This window comes from Halorussus aquaticus (assembly GCF_024218795.1).
In the GTDB taxonomy this organism is placed as follows: domain Archaea; phylum Halobacteriota; class Halobacteria; order Halobacteriales; family Haladaptataceae; genus Halorussus; species Halorussus aquaticus.
On sequence record NZ_CP100400.1, the window covers coordinates 1393640 to 1415525 of the forward strand.

Here is a 21886-nt window from a genome sequence, read left to right on the forward strand (position 1 = left end):
TGCCGCGTCGCCGTCGGCTAATCGTCTGTGACAGCGAGAGCGGTCGGCATCTCCGAGTGTGCTTCGGTCTGTTCGGACACTGGCGTCCACTCCAAGTCCTCCTCGTAGTGGAAGGCGCGGTGGTCCTGAGTGGGGTCGACGACTGTCAGTGATAGCCAGTCGTTGTCCAGCAGTTCGGTCAACTCTTCGTGGTCGGTCAGGACGCTGGCGACGCGTTCGACCGGCGCGTGGACGACCGTCGAGAGGCGAAGCGGCTGGTGGTACGGTTCGTCGTCTGCGGCCATCAGCGACTGGAGCGGAAGCCCCGTCATCAGATCACCGCCGTTGCCCTGATAGACGCCGACGTTACCGACTGGGTTCTGGGTCACCTTCGACCCGCTACCGTAGACGGCGTTGTCGACCGCCGAAAAGTAGTACTGGTTGTTGATCCACTGGGTGACGACCATCGGACCGGTGAGGATCGCTTCGAGTGCGTCGCCGTCGGGGTCAGTCGACCAGTCGTAGGAGTGGAGGAACACGCGGCCGTCGAGGTCGAAATCGCTCGTCAGTTCGCGGGGACCGACGACGAAGCCAGCGTTACCCGCCAGCCCCCACTCGGGACGCGTTTCGGCCCAGTCGGCGGCGCGGCGTTCCGTCTCGCTGAGGCCTACCGAGCCGTCGGTCCCCATCGACTCGGCGCGCTCGGCAGTCGCGTTCTCTCGAGCCTTCGCGAGGTCCGTGCGCAACCGGTCGAGGTCGTCCGCGTGGCTCTCGGGCACGTCGTCCGCGAACAGTTCCACTTCGTCGGTCGTGGTGTTGTGCTGGCCACCGAGGAAAACCGTATCCTCGGGGATGTCGAACCCGCGGTCGCGGAGTTCAGCCTTGACAGCTTCGTCGTTACAGATCGTCGCAAGGACGCGGGCACTCGGACCACCGGGGTTGCCAGCACAGGCACCACAGTCCAAACTCGAATCGTACGGGTTGTTTGCGGTCTCGCTGGCGTGGCCCGCGAAGACGACCAAGCGACCGAACTCGTCCCATCCCATCAACTCGAAGGCAGTCGCGGCGTACTCGACTTTCTCGTCGTGGGTCAGCCCCACCGGTAGGTCGCCGGAGTAGGTGTCTCGGTGGGTGACCGACGGCTCACAGAACTCGTGGTCGTCGGGAACCCGCTCGGCGGCGGCGTCGAACAGGTCGCGGACGCGTCCGGGGACGAGCGTGCGAGCCGCGAGCGAGAGACCGTAGCCGCTCCCGGCGGTCTCGACGTAGGCGTAGGCGGTGGCGGCGTTGGCCTCCAGCGTCTCGACGACTTCGTCGGCGGCCGCGCGAATGCCGGACAAGCGGTCGTGGCGTGCCCGCGTATCGTCGTCAGTCGGAACGTCGGCGATGTGATGCTGTGGGTCGAGAATCGGGGGGCAGGCGTCGACCGCAACGTCGGCGTCGTATCCCTGATACTCCATCGGGATGCCGAAGAAGCCAGCGTATCCGTGGGTCTCGTAGTCGCCCGTCGCCTCGATGTGACGACGGATGACCTCCGAGCGGGTGTCGATACAGAAGACCAACTGGGCGTCCGGGCGGCCCGACGTATCGCCGTCGTCCATCGACTGACTCTCGGTTGCGACGGCCTCGACGAGGTCGTCGCGGTAGGTCGCTTCCCACGCGCGAAGGAACGCCTCCGCGAGTTCGTCGGCCGGGTTCGCGTTGATATCGTTCGAAGGCTCGATGTCAGCGCCGACAGCATCTAGCAGTGCCAGACGCACCGCGAGATACTCTTCCAGCGAGATGGGATACGTCGACTGCCACACGCCCTCGTCCTCGGCGCGTCGCTTGATGAACCCGGTCCAGCCCGGGAGCGCGGCCAGTTGCTCCTCGAAGATGGACACCCACTGGCTCTCCGGGTGCGACTTCAGGACCGCCTCGATGGTGTCGATCGGTGCTTCAGGTAGGTCAGCAACGAGTCCTTCGTCGGGGATTTGGCCGTCGTGTTCCGCCACCCCCCGGAAGGCGGAGTAGAACCCCTTCTCGCGGTTCGGCATCGACCAGTGGGCGCTCTCCTCGTCGAGGAAGGCCGACAGCCACTTCGTCAGCACTTGGTCGACGTGGTCTGTGGCGGTGTCCGTGTCACCGTCCTCGGTGTCGGCCGTGTCGGCTATGCGGTCGAGTAGCGTCTCGGGGTCTTCCTCGTAGCCTGCCTCGGCGAGTTCTCTTTCGAGGATCTCCGGGTCTATCTGGCCGCGTTCCAACGCCGTTCCGAACGTCTCGGCACTGGGGTAGCCACGGCCGCCCAACAGAGTAGCCGCCTGCTCGACGGCCTCTCCGAACGGCCGGTCTTCGAACCCCGAGAGGGGGTTGGCCGTCACGAACGAGTGGATTGGCCAGAGGGGTCCGACAGTGGTCGCGGCCTCGTCGATGCTGTCGCGGATGGCGGATTCAACGCTCATTGTAGTCCTCCGTGGAAGTCAATAGGGTGTTCGACGACGGTTGGGTGGCGTTCAGCAGTGCCACGTAGAGGCGCTGGCTGCGTTCGTGGATGCCGGTCTCGATGCCGACGTAGATGGCGACGAAGCCGACGGCGATGATGCCGTGGAGCAGAGTTAGCTCGGTCGTTGCCGTGCCGACAGTCAGCAGTCCCGAGACGGCTTCGTAGACCACTGCGTAGACGACGATGGCCGGGAAGAACACCAACGGAACGGCCCCGTAGCGGGCCAGCGTCGGAAGTGAGGTGTACTGGATTGCGCTCCGGGCCGCGTGGAGCGTGGTGACGACCACGAAGAAGTTCAACAGGAGACCGCTGTCGACCTTCGCCCCCTTCCCCGTCATTACCGCGAACACCACTCCGCCAGCGAGTCCGGTTAGTAGTGCCACGACGACACCGACGGCGCTCGTCACGCGGCCTACCGTGTGTTTAGTGGTCTCGCTCGGACCGATGTGTTCGACTTGTTCGCCCGAACTGAGGAACTGGTAGGCCTTGTAGAAGCCGTGCAGGACGAGGTGAGTGACCGCGGCCCCGAAGAAACCGAGACCGGCTTGCATGATCATGAAGCCCATCTGACCGACCGTGGAACAGGCGAGCTTTCCCTTGACGTCCGGCTGGACCGACTTCAGGAGCTTCCCGCCGATGGCACTGGCCGCGCCGACGGCGACCACTGCGAGCATGAGCGCGGGGTCGACCGTGATGACCGGTGCGAAGCGTGTCAGCAGGATGCCGCCCGCGTTGACGAACCCGGCATGCATCAGCGCCGACGCCGGTGTGGGTGCGGTCATCGAGGAGAGGAGCCACGTATGGAAGGGGATCAAAGCGGACTGGATCATCGCCGCGAGTACGAGCGCGCTGGCGGCGATCAGCCACACCGGTCCACCGAGCGCGTTGGCGGTCGCGCCGATTCCGGAGATCGTCGTCGCGCCGGTCGTCCACCACAACGCCGTCAGCGCGACGCCGAGGATGGCACTGCTACAGAGGAAGTACTTGCGGGCGACCGCAGCAGCCGCCTGCGCCTGCTCCCATCCGCTGACAGTACCGATGAGTTCCGCCATCAGCAGTCCCATCGTCACCCACAGGATTCCGAACAGTGCGACGTGGTCGGCCGCGACGAGTGCCATCACGGTCACAGTGAAACCGAACGTAGCGGCGAAGAATCTCGTTTCGTGGGTACTCCCGGCCATGTAGCGGCGCGAGTAGCTGTGAACGACACCGCTGAAGAACGTGACCACCACCCACATGAGAACGGTCAGGCCGTCGACGGCGAGCAGGCCCGGGATTTCCCACGCACCACCGAACCGGAATCTGGCGATTAGGACGGCGATACTCGCGGCGAACAGCGACCACACGAGCCACGTTAGTGCAACGGGCACGAACGGTGATTCGACCGTCGTGTCCGGGAGCGCTCCGACCGTCGGTTTCGAACTGTGTCCTGACATCGTTCTGCCCATCCTACGACTCGTTGTGGCACCCGCCCCGGTCTCATGGGGTACGCTTCTGGTCGTTTCTACCTCTCCTTTTGAACAGACTGTCTGTTAAGTCTGTCTATATTCACACTCTGTTCGCAATTTGGGAATGATAGAACATTATGTTTATCTGGATGTGCGAGTAGGTGCCAAGTAGCGGAGTCAGGTGGAGAGACTTCGACCCGTACCGACGTGTCTCCGGGGCGACGAGGCCGGACCGTGGCCGGGCCTGTCGCATCATCGAGACGACCGGATAGCGCTCGTCGGAAAACGGGGCCGACTCGGTACAGGTATTCGTCGCGCGACCGAAACGGGACGTCAAACGCGTCCTCGTCTAGGAATCGTTCTGTGCGTGGGTTTCGGAATCGAACTTGCCGAAGGGCGTCGTCTCGTGGCTCCGAACGAGAACTTCGTCGGCCACGGTGAGCCCCATATCGAGGAGTTTCTGTGCGACGGGTGTGATGTCGCTGTCAGACTCGCCGACGACGGTGACGAGGAGGTTCTGTTCACCGGTGACCAACTCCTGCACTGAGACGACGCCGTCGATTTCGAGGATATCGGGAATGCGGTCACCACGCTCGGGTATCGAAGCGGTGCAGTACAGCAACATTCGGAGCGGATACCCCGATTTCTGATAATCGACGTTGGCGCTGTACCCTTTGATTATGCCGTCGGATTCGAGTTGCTGGATGCGCTTGCGGACGGTACTGTCCGAGGTGTCGGTCCGCTCCGCGATATCTCCGGACGACATGTTACGAGCGTCTTCCTGAAGTGCATACAGGATCGCTTCGTCGACGTCGTCGATTTCCTCGTCAGTCATACCAGTGTATCCGAAACAGAGACACTTTACCTTTTGATGTTGGTCGGTCACTCTCCGTGCGCCTGTGGGAGATTCGGTACGCGAACACCAATTGCGGCCACGGTCAAAGACCCATCGGCGTAGGTCACTGATGCACCGAGCGGTCTGATTTCGACTACTCGCCCACACCGGCACGGAGACGGTCGCCAACCAGTTGGTCGAGCTCGACGTCCACCGCCAAGTCGCGTTCCTCCGTGAGGCGGACGCGATTCCGAAGGGGGTCCGTGACACCATCTATCTCGGAAGCCTTATCCGTAAGCCGGTACTCTCTCAGGTTGCAATGGCGAAAGGAACGGTCGACTTCTTCAACGACACAGGCGGTTACGGCTTTATCGAAACTGAGGACGCGGACGAGGACGTTTTCTTCCACATGGAGGACGTTGGCGGCCCGGACCTCGAAGAGGGACAGGAAATCGAGTTCGACATCGAGCAGGCTGACAAGGGTCCGCGAGCGACTAACGTCCAGCGACTCTGATTCGGACTTTCAGATAAACTAACTTACTTCGTTTATTTTCGCGCCGAGCGACGGCGTTCGCCGTCGTCGGGACGGATACTGGTCGTGTGCTGAGGACGTTCTGATAGAGGCGTCTGGGCCGACCCCCGCAAGCAACGAAAAGTAATCGGGCGACGAGCACAGACTGACGGCGGACTCCGATTCGCCTACTCGTCGAGTCGCTTCATCTCCTCGTCGGAGAGGTCGAGACCGGACGCCGCGACGTTCTGTTCGAGGTGGTCCACGCTGGAGGTGCCCGGAATCGGGATGGTGACCGGCGAGTGCTGGAGCAGCCACGCCAGCGCGACCTGTCGCGGGGTGGCGTCGTGGTTCTCGGCCACGTCTTCCAGCACCGACCGCTTCTCGCCCAGTTCGCCGCCGCCGATGGGGAAGTACGAGATGAAGCCGATTCCGGCGTCCTCGCAGGCCTCCAGCACGTCCTCGTGGTCGCGGTTACCGACGTTGTACTCGTTCTGGACCGTCGCCACGTCCACCACGTCGCGGGCCTCGTCCAACTGCTCGACGCTGACGTTGCTCAGGCCGACGTGGTCCACCAGTCCGTCGTCCTTCAGTTCGGCGAACGTCTGGACGGCCTCCTCGAAGGAGGCGTCCACGTCGGGGGTGTGCAACTGGTAGAGGTCGATGCTATCGACGCCGAGTCGGTCGATGCTGGTGAGAACCTGATTTCGGAAGTAGTCGGGACCGCCGTGGGGAATCCAGTCGCCCGACCGGTTCCTGAGGAGTCCGGCCTTGGTCCCCACCACCGCGTCGTCGGGGTCGATGGCGTCGCGGATGATGCGCTCGCTGACTCCCGGGCCGTAGGAGTCGGCGGTGTCCACGAAGTCCACGTTCATCTCCACGGCGCGCCGGAGGACCTCCCGGGCCTCGTCCTCGTCGTCGGGCCTGCCGATGATGTCATCGCCGGTCAACCGCATCGCGCCGTACGCGAGTCTGTGGACCGTCAGTTCGCCGCCGATGTCGAACGTGTCGCTCTGGTTCTCGCTGACTTCGACCATACCGTCCGTGCGGCCGTGATTTCATTAGTCGTTCTGGTAGCCCTCGGTCTTGCAGGGAGCGACCGGGGCGACGCTTTTGGTGGTCGCGCACGAACTCGACTTCGAATGAGCGACGCTTCCGCGGGGTTCGACCTGTCGGCCGACTCCGAGGCATTCGGCTACCCCCGGTCGTCCATCGCGGCCGACCTCGCGGCCATCGCAGCGGTCGGGGTCGCGCTCCTCGCGGTCCAGTTGTTGCTCCCGGTCGCGGTCCACGACCGCCTCGCGTTCGACCACGCCGCGTTCGACCCCGTCACCCTGTTCACCGCGGCCTACGTCCACGCCGGAACCGGCCACCTGTTGAGCAACGTCGGCGGGTACGTCTCGCTGTCGCTGGTCACGTACCTCGTCTGCCTCCACGCCGACCGCCGGGCGTGGTTCCGCCGGACCTTCCCGGCGTTCCTCGTGGTCCTCCCCGTCGCTGTCAACCTCACGAGCTACGTCCTCCTCGAAACGCGGTTCCCCGCCGCCTCGCCCGTCTCCCGCGGGTTCTCGGGCGTTGTGGCCGGGTTCGGGGGCTTTCTGCTGGTCGCGGTCGCAGTCCACCTCCGCCGGACCTACTCGCGCGAGACCGTCTTCTTCGTCGGCCAGTTCGCGGTCCTGCTCCTGCTCGGGGAACTGCTCTGGATTTACGCCGGGCGCGTCACCGTCCTCGAAGGCGCGGCCGTCACGGTCGGTCTCGCACTCGCCGTCTCGGGTATCGCTTCCCGGACCCGCGGCCGGACGTACGGCGACGACCACTACCGGCAGGTCGGTGTGGACCTGTTGTACGTCGGTCTCGTGCTCGCGCTGCTGGTCTGGTTGGTCTTCGGTCTCTTCCCGGCAGACCCGGTGGCCCACGGGACGTTCACCAACGTGTTCGCCCACGGCGCGGGGTTCGTCGAGGGCGGTCTGCTGGCGGCGCTCACCCTCGTCGTATTCCGTCCTTCGAGTAACAACAGGTTTGAATAGACGCGGCCCCTACCGGGACTCACCATGATGGCGACTACGCACGCCCTGTTCGGGATGGCGCTCGGAGCGGTGGCGCTGTTCGTCGCGCCCGAGTACGCCACCGCCGCGATAGCGGCGGGCGCGGTCGGCGGTCTCTTTCCCGACCTCGACCTCGCGGGCGACCACCGGAAGGACCTCCACTTCCCGGTCTACTACTCGCTGCTGGCGCTTCCGGCGCTCGCGCTCGCGGCCGTAGCTCCGACGGAGGCCACCGTCGCCGCGGCGGTCTTTCTCGCGTCCGCGGCGGTTCACTCCGCCAGCGACGCCCTCGGCGGCGGTCTCGAACTCCGGCCGTGGCTCGGCACCTCCGACCGGGCGGTGTACGACCACCGCCGCGGACGGTGGGTCGCGCCGCGGCGCTGGGTTCGCTACGACGGCGCGCCCGAGGACCTGCTGCTGGCCGCGGTGTTCGCGGTGCCCGGCGTGCTCTACGCCGGGCGACTGCAACTGGTCGTCCTCGCGTTTCTCGGCGTTTCGACGGTCTACGCCGTCTTCCGGAAGCGACTGGTCGAGGTCGGCGAATCGCTCGCCGACCGGCTCCCGCCCGGACTCGCGGCGTACGTCCCGGTCGAGTGAGTTTCCTCGGTCGGACTGACTACGAGCGGTCGCCACGCTCGGCCGCAATGACTTTGATTGTTCTCACAGTAGTTGAAAAGCTGATGTAATACCATGAACAGACACGAATTGCTCGCGGTCGTATCGGCAGTAATGCTGTTCTTCGGCGTGTTCGGGGTGACGGCCTTCACCAGTGCTGCGACGGCCAGCACCGCACTGACAGCCACCGGCGGTAGTCCGGTCAGCGTACAGGACGAGGGCGACGCGCAGAACGACACCATCTCGCTCCCCGAGGCGATGGAAGTGGCGGCAAACGAGACCGCCGACCGGAACGGAACCGTGGTCGGCGGAGAGCGCGTTCAGGCGGGTGGCCTCCTCGCCTCCGATACGGACCCCGAGTTGGCGTACACCGTCAACGTGCTGTTTCCCGACGGGACTCACGTCCAAATCGCCGTCAACGGCACGAACGGGTCGGTCGTGAGCAGCGAGGAACAGAACGAGGGGTTCCTCGAGAACATCTTCGATGAGACCGACGTACCCAATCAGCCGCTCAACCTGAGCGCGATGCACGACGCGACCGAGGCGGTCGCGCTCGCACGGAACGAGACGGACGCCAACGGAACTGTCACGGCGGTCAACCTCGACCAGCGAAACGACGGACTCGTCTACGAAGTCGAGTTCACGAGAGCGGACGATGGACGACGTACCGTCATCGTCGCCGCGATGAAAGACGGTGAAGGTGTCCTCGACCCCGGTGAAGGCTGACAATCGGTTACAGTTCCACGTAGACGCCGGTCTTCGACACGCAGATTCGCCGAACTCCGTCCTTCACGATAGCGGGTCCGGTCCCGACCGCCTCGATGTCGCCGAATAATATTTTGGGACCGCGTAGGACACGGCACAGCGCGTTCGGACCGCAACCGGTACCGATATGGGACGTTCCCGCACGTTTTGACCCCGAGCGACGCTGAAACGCCCGACCGCGCATCGAAGGGTTTATCCGCCGCGTGACCCTCAGAATCCAGTAATAACCATGTCGGACAAACCCGCCTCGATGTACCGGGAGATCAGCAAGCCGCCGTACACCCGACGCGAGTACATCACCGGCATCCCCGGTTCCAAAATCGCACAGCACGAGATGGGCAACCTCGAGAGTGAACAGGACGACTACCCCGTCCAGATCAGCCTCGTCACCGAGGAGGAGTGCCAGCTCCGTCACGGTTCGCTGGAGGCGTCGCGCCTCTCGGCCAACCGCCACCTCATCAAGGAACTCGGCCCGGAGAACTACAAGATGATCCTCCGCAAGTTCCCCCACCACGTCATCCGGGAGAACAAGCAGGCGACCGGTGCGGGTGCGGACCGTGTCTCCGACGGAATGCGTCAGGCGTTCGGGAAGGTCGTCGGGACGGCCGCCCGCATCCCGCGCAACGACCGCATCTTCACCGCGTGGTGCCAGCCCGAGGACGCGCCCGTCGTGAAGGACGCGCTCCGCCGCGCCTACAACAAGATTTCGCCGCCGTGCCGCATCAAGGTCGAGAAGGGCGAGAAGCTCCTCGTTGCGTAAGCGGTTTCTCGTCGCCTTTTCCTGCGTTCTCCGCCCGTGAGCCGACGGCTCGGTCGTCGTCCCGTGCGTACTTCGCCGGACCTCCGCTCTGACGCGGGACTGATACTGCGCGGAGTACGTCGCGCTGGCAATCGGCCGCTACTGTCGAGACAACTCGAATACGAGTTCCTGAACTTCCGATTCGAATTACTCGACGAGTGAGAACTGACAGCCTTTTACAGTTGATACACTGGTAGGAGGTACCGCTAATACTGTTCTGTTCTAAGAAAATCCTTTACCGAAGTATCCCGACGCTACGCTCCGTAGGAGGTGACCTGCCCACTGTTCGAACCGCACTACCCGTCGACCGACGCTGTACTCACGGTCTCGAAACGGACCTGTTTACCGCCGTTACCACCGTCGTTACACTCCCCGTAATCCGCGGCTATCGTCGGACGGCCGCGAGACCACGACAGGTCGCCCACGCGGAATCGGTCCCCGCCGTCAGTCCGACCGGACGCGCTTCGCTCACTCCATCCACCTTTTTACCCGCGCGCTCCCTCCGGTAGCGTATGCTGGACCTCGCGGTCGCCTACCGAGAGGAGACGTTCGAGCGCATGCGCGGCCCATTGGCCGAACGCGACGTCGCGGTCCACCACGTCCCCGCGGAGAACCGGGCGATATCGCTGTCGGACCCGCCGTGGCGTAGCGACGAGTTCGACGCGGGGTTCGTCTACCCCTCGCGGGCGATGGAGGGCGGCGTCGTGGATGCGCTCCTCGACGTGCCGTGGGTCAACGACCGCGAGGCGGTCCTCACGTCGCGGAACAAGGCCGGTGTAATCGCGGCGCTCGAACGGGCGGGGGTTCCCGTTCCGGAGACCGTCCTCGTCTCGAACCCCGCCGACGAGTCGGACCTGCTCGCGGCCTTCGACCGATTCGACCCGCCGGTCGTGGTCAAGCCTAACTCCACGACGCGGGGCGTCGGCGTGGCGAAGGTCGGCGACGCCGACTCCTACCTCGGCGTGACCGACTACCTCGACCTCGTCCACGACTACCGCGCCACCGGCGACAAGTCGTTCCTCGTTCAGGAGTACGTCCCCGAGGCGACGGACTACCGCGCGATGGTCGTAGACGGCGAGTGCGTCGGCGGCGTCGAGCGCCGCCTGCCCGATTCGGCGACCGACGGGGCGCGACCCGACCGCTGGAAGCACAACGTCCACCGCGGCGCGGTGGCGACCGGCGTGGACCTGCCAGCGAACCTCCGCACTCTCGCCGAGCGCACGGCCGAGGCGCTCGACATCGACTACCTCGGCGTCGATATTCTGGTCGCGGACGACCGCGCGGTGGTCAACGAGACCAACGCCCGGCCGACCATCGACGCCGAGACGAAGTACGACGCCGGGTTCTACGACCGACTCGCCGACCTGATTCGGCGGACGGCGGCGCGAGACGGAGACTGATTTTCAGCCGAATTAGATACACAACCAATCCCTAAAATTTTCTATACGTTTCCGAACGCAATACTGGGACACGTCACTCCGGCGCGTGCGGGAGCGGCCTCCGTGCCGCGCCCGTCCGCGCGAGGGACGACTGAGCGAGTACCCTTCGGGTACGAGCGAAGGAAGAGGTTGGGGAGGCGTGAGGTCTGCGGTCCCGGTGCTGTGCGGTAGACTCAGTGGCTCCAGCAGTAGCTAGCTTCGACTCGACTTCTCTCGAACGCACTGGGATTTCTTCTCCCGAAAGAACACTCCGTGACTACCCCTCGAACGCGAAGTATCGCTCGTAGTGGTCCGCACACCCCGGATTGAACTCGGCCCCGCAGTCCGGACATCGGTGCTCCCCATCGACGAACTCGCGGGGCGTCAACTCCGCGCCGCAGACGCCGCACAGCACCGCCGCCGCTTCGCTCTCCACGGACAGGCGCTCGGCCTCGTGGTCCGCACTGGCGTCGTGACACCTGAAGCAGGGGTAGTACGCCTCGCAACAGGCGAACCGCAGAGCCACAACGTCGCGGTCGGTATCGTAGTGGGCGCACCGCGTCTCCGGGCCGACTTCGACGCCGCGGACTCGGTGCCCGTGAATTTCGCGTTCCATCGCTCGGTCGTCCACCGTTCAGGGTTGCGGCAGGTCGATTTCCTCACCGTCGGCGTACACCGTCGGTTCGCGAAGGATGCCGTCGAAGTGGATTGGGGCCTCGGTGTCGCCGCCGATGCCCGCGTCGTCGCCGATGGCGATGTGGACCGTCCCGCCCGCCTTCTCGTCCAGCAGGACGGACCCGACCAGTTCCGTGACGGCGACGTTGGTGCCGATGCCGAGTTCCGCGAGGTTGTAGGCCGCGTCGCCGACTTCCTCCGCGGCGTCCTCGACGCTCCCGCGAATCTCGTCGTCGGAGATGCGGGTGACTTGCCCGTCCTCCACGTCGAATTCGAGGGTCTGGCCTTCCTCCAGTAGGCCGTGGGGCATCATCGTCCCGTCCACGACGTAGGTGCCGTCGGCCGTCTCGGGGCTGACGAACACCTCGCCCGCTGGGAGGTTCGAGAATCCGCCCGCCTCGTGGACGATGCCGGTGTCGTCCAGCCACTCCCTGTCGCCCGGTTCGAAGGTGATGTCGGTCCCTTGGGGCGACGTGACCCGAATCTCGTCGGCGTCGGCGACCTGTTCCAGCACGTCCTCGCAGTGTCGCGCGATGGTCTCGTAATCGGCCTGCAGTCCGGTGGTGAACACCTCCTCGGTGATGCCGGGCAGGGTCGCGCCGCGAGCGCCCGCCTCGTTGGCTTTCCCGCGAGCGCGGGTGTGGCTCAGGCTCTTGGTCGTCGGGGCGAGGAACACGTCGCTGGCGGCCATCGCGGCCGAGACCGGCGCGGGCGGTTCCGCGCCGTGGGACGCGCCCGGCGGGAACCGGACGATGGTCGCGTCGTCGGTGACCTCGCTGGCGACGTCGTAGAGCGCCTCACCGATTGGCTCGCGCTTGTCGTCGGTGACGATGCAACACGACTCGGTCTCTTCGAGGGCGAGACACTGCGTGATGGCGGTCTCGGCCGCGTCTCGGAGGCTCATGGTCGGGAGGTCGGTCGGCGAGAGGTTAGGTCTTGTCTTCGCGAACGAAGTGAGCGAAGGCTCGAAAGATGCGGTTTATCTTTCGGCGTCTTCGCGAGCGAAGCGAACGAAGGTCCGCCGCAACTCGTCTCCCACGGTCGGACGCGACTTACCCGCCGGACGCACCCGTCTCGTCCTCGCCAGCGTCCGCCGCCTCGAACGGCTTCAACTGTTCGGCCTCGGTGAAGGCGTACTCGCTGACGAGCAACGTACTCGTCATGCTCGTCAGTCCGCCCGCCGCGAACAGCATCGCCATTATCACGAACTGGTACTCGGCGGCGTAGATGGGGTTCGCGCCCGCGAGAATCATACCGGACATCATTCCCGGGATGTAGACGAGTCCGAGACTCTTCAGCGAGTCCACCATGGGGATGAGCGAGGCCCGGACGCTCGTCGTCGCGTAGTCGGAGACGACCGTCCCCGGCGGGACGCCGAGCGAGAGGACCGCCTCGATCTCCTCGCGATTCGACTGGATTTCGCCTTTGAACCGGTCGAGGGCCAGCGAGTTGGTCTGCATCGCGTTGGCGATTATCATCCCGCCGACCGGGATGAGGTTCCGTACCGTCGCCTCTATCGCGCCCGCCGCGAGCATCGTCGTGATGACGACGCCCGCGCCGAAGAGGATACTGACGAGCGAGACTCGGAACACTCCCGGCACGCCCTCGCCCCGGTCCTTCGATATCCACGCCGCTATCACTATCATGGCGAGGACGACGCCGCCGCTCCAGACGAACGGCACGGTGAACAGGACGCCGATGAACGCGCCCATCGCGACGACCTGCACGAACCCCCTGACGAACGCCCGGCCCAGTTCGGATTCGAGGTCGAGGTTCCGGAGGTACGAGATGCCGAGGACGAGCGCGGCGAGTGCGGACGCGACCCCGACCTGCGCGAGTCCCCGCAGGACGACCGGGTCCCGGAGCTGTTCGAGGAGGCTCACGCGACGACCTCGCGGACCGGACCCTCCGCGGTCACGCGCCCGTCCTCGAAGACGGCGACCCGGTCGGCGAGTCGCCTCGCCTGCTCGCGGTCGTGGGTCACCAGCACGTACGTCAACCCGAACTCGTCCCGGAGGTCGGCGAGCAACTCCTCGACCCGCGTCTCGGAGGCCGCGTCCAGACTCGACGTCGGTTCGTCGAGCAACAGCACCTCCGGCCGATTCAGGACGGTCCGGGCGATGGCGACTCGCTGCGCTTCGCCGCCGGAGAGGTCGTCCACCTTCCGCGGTCCGTATCCCGAGAGGTCTACTTGGTCGAGGAGGTCATCGACCCGCCCGTCGTCCACGGACTCCCCCCGCAACCGCGGACCGACGGTGACGTTCTCGCGGACGGTCCCGCTACGGAGCGCGGGCCGTTGGGGGACGTAGCCGACGCGATGGCGAAGTTCCTGCGGCGGAACGTCCCGATAGTCGGTCCCGTCGAGGTAGACCGTGCCCCCGGTCGGTTCGTCCAGTCGGTTGAGCAGACGGAGGAACGACGACTTCCCGGCCCCAGAGGGACCGAGTATCCCGAGAACGTCTCCCTCGTCTACCGCCAGCGAGACCGAATCGACGAGTCGGTCGCCCCCGACCTCGCGCGTGAGGTCCTCGGTTTCGATTGCAGCGGTCATGGGTGTAGATTGTCACCGAGATCGTTTGTATCCCCGTCCTTCCGACACTGGGGCGGCCCACTGACAGAGGATTACTCGGAACGGAGTTAATTCCCACGCAGGAGGCTCGAAACCATTATGCGCGTCGGCGTCGGAAACCCACGTACATGCTACGGGTCGGAGTCAACGGATACGGGACCATCGGCAAGCGAGTCGCGGACGCGGTCCGCGCCCAACCGGACATGGAAGTCGTCGGCGTCGCCAAGACGCGACCCAACTTCGAGGCCGAACAGGCCATCGAGAAGGGCTTTCCCCTCTACGCGGCCGTCGAGGACCGGGTGGACCAGTTCGACGAAGCGGGGGTCGAACTCGCCGGGATGGTCGAGGAGTTGGTCGAAGAGAGCGACGTGGTGGTGGACGCCTGCCCCTCCGGAATCGGCGAGCAGAACGCCGAGATGTACGCGGAGTACGACACGCCCGCGCTGTATCAGGGCGGCGAGTCCGCCGACTTCGTGGACACCAGTTTCAACGCCCGGTCGAACTTCTCGGACGCCAACGGTGCCGACCACGTGCGCGTCGTCTCGTGCAACACGACGGGCCTCTCGCGTCTCGTCGCACCGCTCCGCGAGGAGTACGGTATCGAGAAGGTCCGCACGACGCTGGTGCGGCGCGGCGGCGACCCCGCCCAGACCGGGCGCGGTCCCATCAACGACATCGTGCCGAACCCGGTCACGCTCCCGTCCCACCACGGCCCGGACGTGAACACCATCTTCCCGGACCTCGACATCGACACGCTCGGCCTGAAGGTGCCCGCGACGCTGATGCACATGCACAGCGTCAACGTCACGCTCGAATCCGACCCCGACGCCGACGAGGTGCGCGACCTGCTCGAAGGCGAATCCCGACTGTTCGTCATTCCCGAGCACTTCGACATCGACGGCGCGGGCAAACTCAAGGAGTACGCCCAAGACGTGGGTCGTCCGCGCGGCGACATCTGGGAGAACTGCGTCTGGGGCGAGTCGATTACGATGGAAGGAGACGACCTCTACCTCTTCCAGGCCATCCATCAGGAGAGCGACGTGGTGCCCGAGAACGTGGACGCGATTCGCGCGGTCACGAACGCCGCGGACGCCGAGGAGAGCATCGAGACGACGAACGAAGCGCTCGGAATGGGTATCTGAGCGCGTCGTCTCGCACGGCGGTCGAAATACTGCGGGTTACTTAGCGGGGACGATTCGTCGGACGGACTCCGTTTAGTAGGTTATCGGGCTCATATCTGTTATGTAATTTAACCTAATGACATTTATATTTTTGCGCCGAGCAGATGGCGTATCCGAGGTCCGGCAACGAGACCCGGGTGCCAAAGGCTTTTGCCCGCTTGCATCCTACCGTCGTGCATGCGAAGAGACGACCGCGACGACCCCTTCGACGACCTCTTTCGGGAGATCGAGCGCATGATGAACGAGATGATGGGCGACGACTTCGACATGCGCGTCGAGCGCGGCGAGAACGGCGGCGGACAGACCGGGTTCGGTACCGAGACGCACGTCGATATCCACGAGGCCGACGATGTCGTGCGAGTCATCGCCGACCTCCCGGGCGTCGAGAAGGCCGACATCGACCTCAAGTGCGACGGCGAGACCCTGACCATCAGCGCGGCCAGCGACCACCGCGAGTACGACGAGCGAGTCCGCCTGCCCGCGCAAGTAGACGAACACTCCGCGACGGCCACGTACAACAACGGCGTCCTCGAAGTCACGTTCGACAAGTCCGAGGACTCCGCGGACATCGACGTTCAGTAACGTTCGCCTCCGGAAGACGCGCTTCAGGGGTTCGGTCTTAGCGTTTCGGTCGCCGTATCTTCTCTCTTTGTGTCCTGTCCTATCTCCGTCTCCAGACGTGGGTTCCTCCGTCGGAACCGCGAACAGGAAACTCCACGCGCTTTTACGCGCGGACGACGTAGGCGACGATATATGAGCGAAACTGCGGAGCGCGTCGCGGTGACCTGTCCCTCGTGTTCGCCCGACGTGGAGACGGTCCACGAAGTGCTGAAGGAAGGGAACGGGCAGTCCACCGTGCGCTGTACGGAGTGCAGTCACGTCCACAAGACGACGATAGAGACCGAGGAGGACGTCGAGCGCGACGTCGTGGTGTCCCAAGACGGCGAGTCGTTCACCGCCACGGCGGAGGCCCCGCCCGAGGAGACGGTCGCAGTCGGCGAAGAGTTCGTCCTCGAAACGCCCGAGGCCATCATGGTCGTGCGAATCACCGACCTCCAGTTGGAAGACGAGAAGCGCACCGACGAGGCGACAGTGGAGGACGTCGAGACGTTCTGGACCCGCGCCGTGGACAACGTCCGGGTCAACGTCACCATCAATCCGAACGACGGCAGACGCGACGAGTCCCGGAGCGTCAAGATGGACGTTCCCGGTGACCGCGAGTTCGAGGTCGGCGAAGTCGAGGAGTTCGCCGACGAGGAGTTCGAAGTCAAGTCCATCGCGCTGCGAGACGACGCCACGGGCTACCACTTCAACCCCCTCGGCGAGGAGGGCGACGTCGCCATCGCAAAGGACATCAAGCGACTCTACGGCGACGACCGGACGTCGTCGGCGTGGTCGGCGTGGTGACATCCGACCGGTGAGATAGCATGTTCGGGGGAGGGGACGACGACCGCGAACGAGACGCCAGCGACTACGAGCGCGCCTGCGAGCGGATGATCGAACGACTCGCCGGTCGCGAGGACCTCGACGAATCGACGCTCGCCGCGCTGCGTGCGGTCCCGCGCCACGAGTTCGTCCCGCCAAACCGCCGGGACCGCGCCTACGAGGACCGACCGCTTCCTATCGGGAACGACCAGACCATCAGCGCGCCCCACATGGTGGCGGTGATGCTCGACCTGCTCGACCTCGACTCGGGCGAGAGGGTCCTCGAAATAGGTACCGGATGCGGCTACCACGCCGCGGTCACGGCCGAGGCCGTCGGTCCGGAGAACGTCTACAGCGTCGAGTATCACGAGTCGTTGGCCCGCGATGCGCGACAGCGACTCGACCGACTCGGCTACGGCGACGTCTCCGTCCGCCCGGGCGACGGCCGCGAGGGGTGGCCCGACCACGCGCCCTACGACGCCGCGTATCTGACCGCCGCACCGTCCGACTTCCCGGGGGCGGTTGTCGAGCAGGTCCGGCCGGAAGGCCGACTGCTCGCACCCCTCGGGACGACGACCCAGCGACTCGTCTTCGCCCGCAGGCGGCCGGACGGGTCGCTCGCCCGCGAGACCCACGGCCGGGTGCGGTTCGTCCCGATGCAGGAGGACTAAGCCCCGGCCGCACTTCGTTCCGATATGGACTACCGCGAAGCCTTGCTCCTGTGGAGCGCCCGCGAGACGGGCGTCCTCGACGCGGTCACGACCGACGCCGGGACGCCCGCCGAAGTCGCGGCCGAGACCGGTGTCACCGAGCGCGCGGCCCGCATCGTCCTCGACGCGATGGTCGAACTGGGGTATCTGGAGGTCGTCGAAGGGACGGCGAGCGACGAGGGAGACGAGCGCGACGAGGGCCGGTACGAGATTACGAACCGGGCGCTCGGGTTCGTCGCCAAAGCCGACGTGCGCTCCATCGGTTCGGTCCCCCACACGCTCGACTGCGTGGACCGATGGATTCGGCTTCCGGAGACGATGCGGACCGGCGACCCGCCGGACGCCGGAACGGCGTCCGAGGACTGGACCGCGAACTTCGCGGGCGCGATGGCCAGCGTGGACGACGCGACGGTCCGGGCGAGCGTCACGGCCGCGGTCCACCGGAATCCAGACGCGGAGCGGGTGCTCGACGCCGGGGGTGGACCGGGCGTCTTCGCCAAGGAGTTCGTTCGACGCGGCTTCGACGTGACGCTAGTGGACCGCCCCGAAGTCGTGGATATCGACCGCCGATTCCTCGAACACGAACCGATCGAACTGGTCGAAGGCGACATCACAGACCGACTTCCGGACGGCCCGTTCGACCTCGTCTTCTGTTCGCGCGTGGCCCACGGTCTGCGTCCCGACGAGAACCGCCAGTTCCTCGCCAACGCCTTCGACGTGCTCGAACCCGGCGGTGCGGTCGTGCTGACGGACAGGGTCCGCGGCCGGGCCGAGGACGCGGCCCTCTTCGGGGCGCACATGCTCGCCCAGACCGACGGGGGCGACACCTACACCGAGACCCAGTTCACCGAGTGGTTGCGCGAGGCCGGGTTCGCCGACCCCGAAGTCCGGGACCTACCGGGGACCCGACTACAGGTTATCGCCGGACGGCGGCCGGGCAATTGAAGTCGTTTCGACGCCACGAGGGCGTATGAAACTCGCGGTGTTGCGCGACGACATGGTCGATAGCCTCGAACACCCCTCGAAAGGGGTCGTCTCCAGCGAGAGCGTCAGCGCCGCGATGCGTGCAGTTCCCCGTCACGAGTTCGTCGCGGACGACCGACTGGCCTACGCCGACCGTTCCTTCGAGCATCTGGGGACGCGCGTTCTCGCACCGAGTACCGCGGCCCGCCTGTTAGAAGCCCTCGACGCCGAGTCCGGCGACTCGGTCCTCGTCGTCGGCGCTGGCGTGGGCTACACCGCCGCGGTCCTCGCGGAAATCGTGGGCGAACGCAACGTCCACGCGGTGGACATCACTCGGAAGTTGGTGTTGGACGCCCGGAGCAACCTCGCGTCGGCGGGCTACGAGGGGGTCTTCGTGGACTGCCGCGACGGCGCGGACGGCCTGCCGGAGTACGCCCCGTTCGACCGCGTCCTCGTGGAGGCCGCGGCGGCCGACCCGCCCCGACCCCTCGTCCAACAACTCGCTTCGGACGGGCGACTGGTCATCCCGGTCGGCGTCGGCGACCAGTCGCTGACCGTCATAGACGGTAGCGAGGTGGGCGACCAGAAGGGCCGCCCGCTCGGTACCGTCGCGTTCGCGCCGCTCCTCGTGGAGGGCGAGGAGGCAGGGTCCATCGAGCGCAACCGGACCGTCCGCGAGGACCGCGAGCGCGCCGAGCGCGCCCGCGAGCGCCGGACCGGGTGGGAACAGGACTGGATAGACTGGGACGGCGACGGAAGTCTGTCGGACTGAGCGGCGCGCCGTACCGCGGCACGTCGTCCCTCGCCGACCACCGTCAGCCCTCGATGACCAGTATCGCCGTGTTCTCGCGTTCGTCGGCGTACTCGCTCCCGGCGGGCGGTTTGATACTCACTTCCAGCGTGCCCTCCTGCTGGTTCGGCGCGAGTCCGGGGTCCAGCGTGAGACTGACCTCGCCGTCCTCGCCGGTGTTCTCTGTCACTACGCCGTCGAGGGTCGCAGTGCCGCCCGTGACGACGACTGTCGCGTTACTGACGGGGTTGCCGTCGGGGTCTACCACCGCAACGTCTACTTTCCCTTCGCTGGGACCGACCACGTCCGGCGAGGGCTTGGCGTCGAGTTCCGTGACGGTCAGGCCGCTCAGCCCCGAGAGCATGTTCATCATCACGCCGAGGCTGGCGACGCCGACTACGAGCGCGATGACGAGTCGGATGGGCAGGCCCTCGATGGCGCGCTCGTCGTCGCCGAATCGGTCGAGCAGGTCTGGACGCGGACAGTCGGCGCGGCCGAGGTAGCCGAGTCTGGTGGGCATGGCTCGGTTTCGTCACCCGCTCTGGTTTAAACCCTCGGGGGCGCAACCGCCGCTGACAGTTTCGAGGACCGGCCACGCGAAGGTTCAAGTACGAAAGCGGGACGAACCCGGACTATGCCTCACGTCCTCGGTCGCCGCGTCCCCGGCGAAGACCGGCCCGACGCTGTCTCGGGCCACCTCGGGGCGTACCGCGCCCGCGACGGAAGTTCCGGCGCGCGAGTCCGCATCGACCTCGACGGCCCACACGCCGGACTCGTCGTCGGCAAGCGGGGCTACGGTAAGTCCTACACGCTCGGCGTCCTCGCCGAGGAACTCGCCCGTACCGAGGGGGTCGCCCCGGTCGTCGTGGACCCGATGGGCATCTTCGGGTCGCTGGCCGACCTCGGAGCGGAGGTGGTCTCGCGCCCCCGCGTGGCCGCCGACGCGCTCGCGCCGCGGGCGTGGTGCGACCTGCTCGGACTCGCGGCGGACTCTCCGGCGGGCGCGTTGGTCTGGCAGGCCGCCGCGGCCCGCTCGACTCTCGCCGGAATGCGCGAATTCGTCGCCGACGCCGACACCAAGGCCGACCGCGCGACGCGCCGGTCGGCCGACAATCACCTCTCGCTCGCCGACTCGTGGGGCGTGTTCGCCGCGGACGGACTGACCGCTAGCGAGTTGCTCGCGTCGCTAGTGGACGCAGGGACGAGTGCCGGAACCGTGCTGGACCTCTCCGGACTCGACTCCGAACCGGCGAACGCGGTCGTGCGAGCGGTCGCTAGCGACCTCTACGACCACTGCGTCACTGGGAATCCGACTCGGCTTCCTTGGCTACTGATAGACGAGGCCCACGCCTTCTTCGACGGAGTGGCGTCCCCGGCGCTCCGGACGGTCCTCACCCGGGGACGGCAACCCGGTCTCAGTCTCGTCGCGGCGACCCAGCGACCCAGTGCGCTCCCGCCGGTCGCGATTTCGCAGGCCGACCTCCTGTTGGCCCACCGACTCACCTCTCGGGCGGACCTCGACGCGCTCGCCGCGGCCCGGCCGTCCTATCTCGCCTCCTGCTTCGAGGACCGCCTGCCCGGCGCTCCGGGCGAGGTCCTGTTCGTCGACGACGCGACCGAGAGCGTCCACGCGGTCCGAATCAGGGAGCGCCAGACGCCACACGGCGGCGGGAGTCCGAGCGCCACCGACCGCTGACGACGTACTCCGAAAGCTGTTTGCAACTCGGCGCGGTGGTCTCCGACGAGTACCGCATGTCGGAGACGGACGCCGACTCGGCGACCGACGCCGGGACGGACGCGAGTTCGGCGAGCGAGAGCGAGACAGCATCGCGTCCGGCAGAGGAACGTTCGAAGAACGAGAGCGCAGAAGCGGCGGCTGTCGAAACCGAGGATTCCGAAGCCGAGCAGTCCGGTTCGCCGATTCACGTCCTCGCTATGGAACGGCTCGAACCCCTCGTACTCGTCGGAGTGGGCGGGTTCGCCGGGGCCGTCCTCCGACACGCCGTGGCCGTGGCGCTCCCCGGTGGCTTTCCGTGGGGCACCCTCGCGGTCAACGTCGTCGGAAGCTTCGCGCTCGGCGTTCTGCTCTCCGAGTCGAAGTTGGCGGGGCGAATCAGTGTCGAGACTCGACTCGTACTCGGCAACGGGTTCCTCTCGTCGTTCACCACGTACAGCACCTTCGCGCTCCAGACGACGACGCTCTCGCCGAGTTGGGCGGTCGTCAACGTCGGTGCGAACTACGCGCTCGGATTCGCGGCCGTGGTGGCGGGAGGCGCCGCGGTCGAGGAGGTGACGGGATGACTCAGGGGGTGGCTGGATGAACTCCGTCCTGCTAGTCGGTGCAGGCGGCGTCCTCGGTGCGCTCGCGCGCTTCGGGGTCGGGTCGGTGCTCTCGGCCCGGACTCGGAGTACGCTGGCGGTGAACGTCCTCGGGAGTTTCGCGCTCGGCGCGCTCACGGTCGGACTCGCGGACGGTACGGCACTGCTAACCGTCTTCGGAATCGGTTTCTGTGGCGCGTTCACGACGTTCTCCAGTTTCGCCGTCGAGACGGTGGAACTCTACGAGGACGGCGCGAAACGTCAGGCGGTCGAGAACGCGACGGTGAACCTACTCGGCGCGCTGCTCGCGGTCGGACTCGGCGGTTGGGTGGCGGCGATGCTCAACTAGAACGAAGC

General features: G+C 66.0%; 24 protein-coding genes. 15 read left to right on the forward strand and 9 right to left on the reverse strand.

Annotated features, from left to right (window positions below):
• Nucleotides 1–17 precede the first annotated feature (17 nt).
• The 3 genes from NGM06_RS07200 to NGM06_RS07210 all read right to left on the reverse strand — a co-directional run bounded on the left by NGM06_RS07200 (nucleotide 18) and on the right by NGM06_RS07210 (nucleotide 4744).
• Complete coding sequence (locus NGM06_RS07200) at nucleotides 18–2420, reverse strand: DUF2309 domain-containing protein (RefSeq protein ID WP_254269622.1); 2403 nt, start codon at nucleotides 2418–2420, stop codon at nucleotides 18–20.
• A complete protein-coding gene (locus NGM06_RS07205; RefSeq protein ID WP_254269623.1) occupies nucleotides 2410–3897 on the reverse strand; it encodes a proton-conducting transporter transmembrane domain-containing protein in 1488 nt (495 codons plus the stop codon). Before NGM06_RS07205 ends, NGM06_RS07200 begins: the two co-directional genes overlap by 11 nt.
• A gap of 361 nt (nucleotides 3898–4258) precedes the next feature.
• Complete coding sequence (locus NGM06_RS07210; RefSeq protein ID WP_254269624.1) at nucleotides 4259–4744, reverse strand: Lrp/AsnC family transcriptional regulator; 486 nt, start codon at nucleotides 4742–4744, stop codon at nucleotides 4259–4261.
• A gap of 319 nt (nucleotides 4745–5063) precedes the next feature.
• On the opposite strand from NGM06_RS07210, the gene NGM06_RS07215 reads away from it, so the two are divergent.
• The gene (locus NGM06_RS07215) at nucleotides 5064–5258 is read left to right on the forward strand and encodes a cold-shock protein (protein ID WP_115798789.1); all 195 of its coding nucleotides are present in this window, start codon (nucleotides 5064–5066) and stop codon (nucleotides 5256–5258) included.
• Nucleotides 5259–5443: 185 nt separating this feature from the next.
• Here the strand turns inward: NGM06_RS07215 and NGM06_RS07220 are convergent, their stop codons facing one another.
• Complete coding sequence (locus NGM06_RS07220; RefSeq protein WP_254269625.1) at nucleotides 5444–6292, reverse strand: aldo/keto reductase; 849 nt, start codon at nucleotides 6290–6292, stop codon at nucleotides 5444–5446.
• 105 nt (nucleotides 6293–6397) lie between these two features.
• Between NGM06_RS07220 and NGM06_RS07225 the strand changes: the two genes are divergently transcribed.
• The 5 genes from NGM06_RS07225 (at nucleotide 6398) to NGM06_RS07245 (ending at nucleotide 10879) form a co-directional block, all read left to right on the forward strand.
• A complete protein-coding gene (locus tag NGM06_RS07225) occupies nucleotides 6398–7282 on the forward strand; it encodes a hypothetical protein (protein WP_254269626.1) in 885 nt (294 codons plus the stop codon).
• Between the two features lie 24 nt (nucleotides 7283–7306).
• On the forward strand, nucleotides 7307–7897 hold the full coding sequence (locus tag NGM06_RS07230; RefSeq protein WP_254269627.1) for a metal-dependent hydrolase: 591 nt from the start codon (nucleotides 7307–7309) through the stop codon (nucleotides 7895–7897).
• A 93-nt stretch (nucleotides 7898–7990) separates the two neighbouring features.
• Nucleotides 7991–8641, forward strand: coding sequence for a PepSY domain-containing protein (locus NGM06_RS07235; protein WP_254269628.1), 651 nt, complete (start codon nucleotides 7991–7993; stop codon nucleotides 8639–8641).
• 268 nt (nucleotides 8642–8909) lie between these two features.
• The gene (locus NGM06_RS07240) at nucleotides 8910–9440 is read left to right on the forward strand and encodes a 50S ribosomal protein L16 (RefSeq protein ID WP_254269629.1); all 531 of its coding nucleotides are present in this window, start codon (nucleotides 8910–8912) and stop codon (nucleotides 9438–9440) included.
• 551 nt (nucleotides 9441–9991) lie between these two features.
• Complete coding sequence (locus NGM06_RS07245) at nucleotides 9992–10879, forward strand: ATP-grasp domain-containing protein (RefSeq protein ID WP_254269630.1); 888 nt, start codon at nucleotides 9992–9994, stop codon at nucleotides 10877–10879.
• Nucleotides 10880–11174: 295 nt separating this feature from the next.
• On the opposite strand, the gene NGM06_RS07250 is transcribed toward NGM06_RS07245, so the two are convergent.
• From NGM06_RS07250 to NGM06_RS07265, 4 genes are all read right to left on the reverse strand, one after another.
• Complete coding sequence (locus NGM06_RS07250; RefSeq protein WP_254269631.1) at nucleotides 11175–11513, reverse strand: CHY zinc finger protein; 339 nt, start codon at nucleotides 11511–11513, stop codon at nucleotides 11175–11177.
• An 18-nt stretch (nucleotides 11514–11531) separates the two neighbouring features.
• On the reverse strand, nucleotides 11532–12476 hold the full coding sequence (locus NGM06_RS07255) for an aminopeptidase (protein ID WP_254269632.1): 945 nt from the start codon (nucleotides 12474–12476) through the stop codon (nucleotides 11532–11534).
• A 148-nt stretch (nucleotides 12477–12624) separates the two neighbouring features.
• Nucleotides 12625–13455 carry an ABC transporter permease gene (locus NGM06_RS07260; RefSeq protein ID WP_254269633.1) on the reverse strand — a complete coding sequence of 277 codons (831 nt, stop codon included), beginning with the start codon at nucleotides 13453–13455 and terminating at the stop codon, nucleotides 12625–12627.
• On the reverse strand, nucleotides 13452–14123 hold the full coding sequence (locus tag NGM06_RS07265) for an ABC transporter ATP-binding protein (RefSeq protein ID WP_254269634.1): 672 nt from the start codon (nucleotides 14121–14123) through the stop codon (nucleotides 13452–13454). Before NGM06_RS07265 ends, NGM06_RS07260 begins: the two co-directional genes overlap by 4 nt.
• 146 nt (nucleotides 14124–14269) lie before the next feature.
• Between NGM06_RS07265 and NGM06_RS07270 the strand changes: the two genes are divergently transcribed.
• The 6 genes from NGM06_RS07270 (at nucleotide 14270) to NGM06_RS07295 (ending at nucleotide 19192) form a co-directional block, all read left to right on the forward strand.
• Entirely contained in the window at nucleotides 14270–15283 is a 1014-nt protein-coding gene (locus NGM06_RS07270) for a type II glyceraldehyde-3-phosphate dehydrogenase (RefSeq protein ID WP_254269635.1), read from the forward strand.
• A 216-nt stretch (nucleotides 15284–15499) separates the two neighbouring features.
• The gene (locus tag NGM06_RS07275) at nucleotides 15500–15904 is read left to right on the forward strand and encodes an Hsp20/alpha crystallin family protein (RefSeq protein ID WP_254269636.1); all 405 of its coding nucleotides are present in this window, start codon (nucleotides 15500–15502) and stop codon (nucleotides 15902–15904) included.
• A gap of 171 nt (nucleotides 15905–16075) precedes the next feature.
• Nucleotides 16076–16729: an HVO_0476 family zinc finger protein gene (locus NGM06_RS07280; protein ID WP_254269637.1), complete on the forward strand. Its 654-nt coding sequence runs from the start codon at nucleotides 16076–16078 to the stop codon at nucleotides 16727–16729.
• Nucleotides 16730–16749: 20 nt separating this feature from the next.
• Entirely contained in the window at nucleotides 16750–17418 is a 669-nt protein-coding gene (locus NGM06_RS07285) for a protein-L-isoaspartate(D-aspartate) O-methyltransferase (RefSeq protein ID WP_254269638.1), read from the forward strand.
• Nucleotides 17419–17442: 24 nt separating this feature from the next.
• Nucleotides 17443–18402, forward strand: a complete 960-nt coding sequence (locus tag NGM06_RS07290; RefSeq protein WP_254269639.1) for a class I SAM-dependent methyltransferase — start codon at nucleotides 17443–17445, stop codon at nucleotides 18400–18402.
• Nucleotides 18403–18427: 25 nt separating this feature from the next.
• Nucleotides 18428–19192, forward strand: a complete 765-nt coding sequence (locus tag NGM06_RS07295; protein WP_254269640.1) for a protein-L-isoaspartate O-methyltransferase family protein — start codon at nucleotides 18428–18430, stop codon at nucleotides 19190–19192.
• A 43-nt stretch (nucleotides 19193–19235) separates the two neighbouring features.
• On the opposite strand, the gene NGM06_RS07300 is transcribed toward NGM06_RS07295, so the two are convergent.
• On the reverse strand, nucleotides 19236–19679 hold the full coding sequence (locus NGM06_RS07300; RefSeq protein ID WP_368410470.1) for a DUF7382 domain-containing protein: 444 nt from the start codon (nucleotides 19677–19679) through the stop codon (nucleotides 19236–19238).
• A gap of 165 nt (nucleotides 19680–19844) precedes the next feature.
• Here NGM06_RS07300 and NGM06_RS07305 point away from each other — a divergent pair, with 165 nt between their 5' ends.
• Genes NGM06_RS07305 through NGM06_RS07315 form a run of 3 tightly spaced genes read left to right on the forward strand, consistent with a single transcriptional unit; the run spans nucleotide 19845 to nucleotide 21878 of the window.
• The gene (locus tag NGM06_RS07305; RefSeq protein ID WP_254269642.1) at nucleotides 19845–20906 is read left to right on the forward strand and encodes an ATP-binding protein; all 1062 of its coding nucleotides are present in this window, start codon (nucleotides 19845–19847) and stop codon (nucleotides 20904–20906) included.
• A 56-nt stretch (nucleotides 20907–20962) separates the two neighbouring features.
• The gene (locus tag NGM06_RS07310; protein ID WP_368410464.1) at nucleotides 20963–21511 is read left to right on the forward strand and encodes a fluoride efflux transporter FluC; all 549 of its coding nucleotides are present in this window, start codon (nucleotides 20963–20965) and stop codon (nucleotides 21509–21511) included.
• A gap of 16 nt (nucleotides 21512–21527) precedes the next feature.
• Nucleotides 21528–21878: a fluoride efflux transporter FluC gene (locus NGM06_RS07315; protein ID WP_254269643.1), complete on the forward strand. Its 351-nt coding sequence runs from the start codon at nucleotides 21528–21530 to the stop codon at nucleotides 21876–21878.
• Nucleotides 21879–21886: the final 8 nt, after the last annotated feature.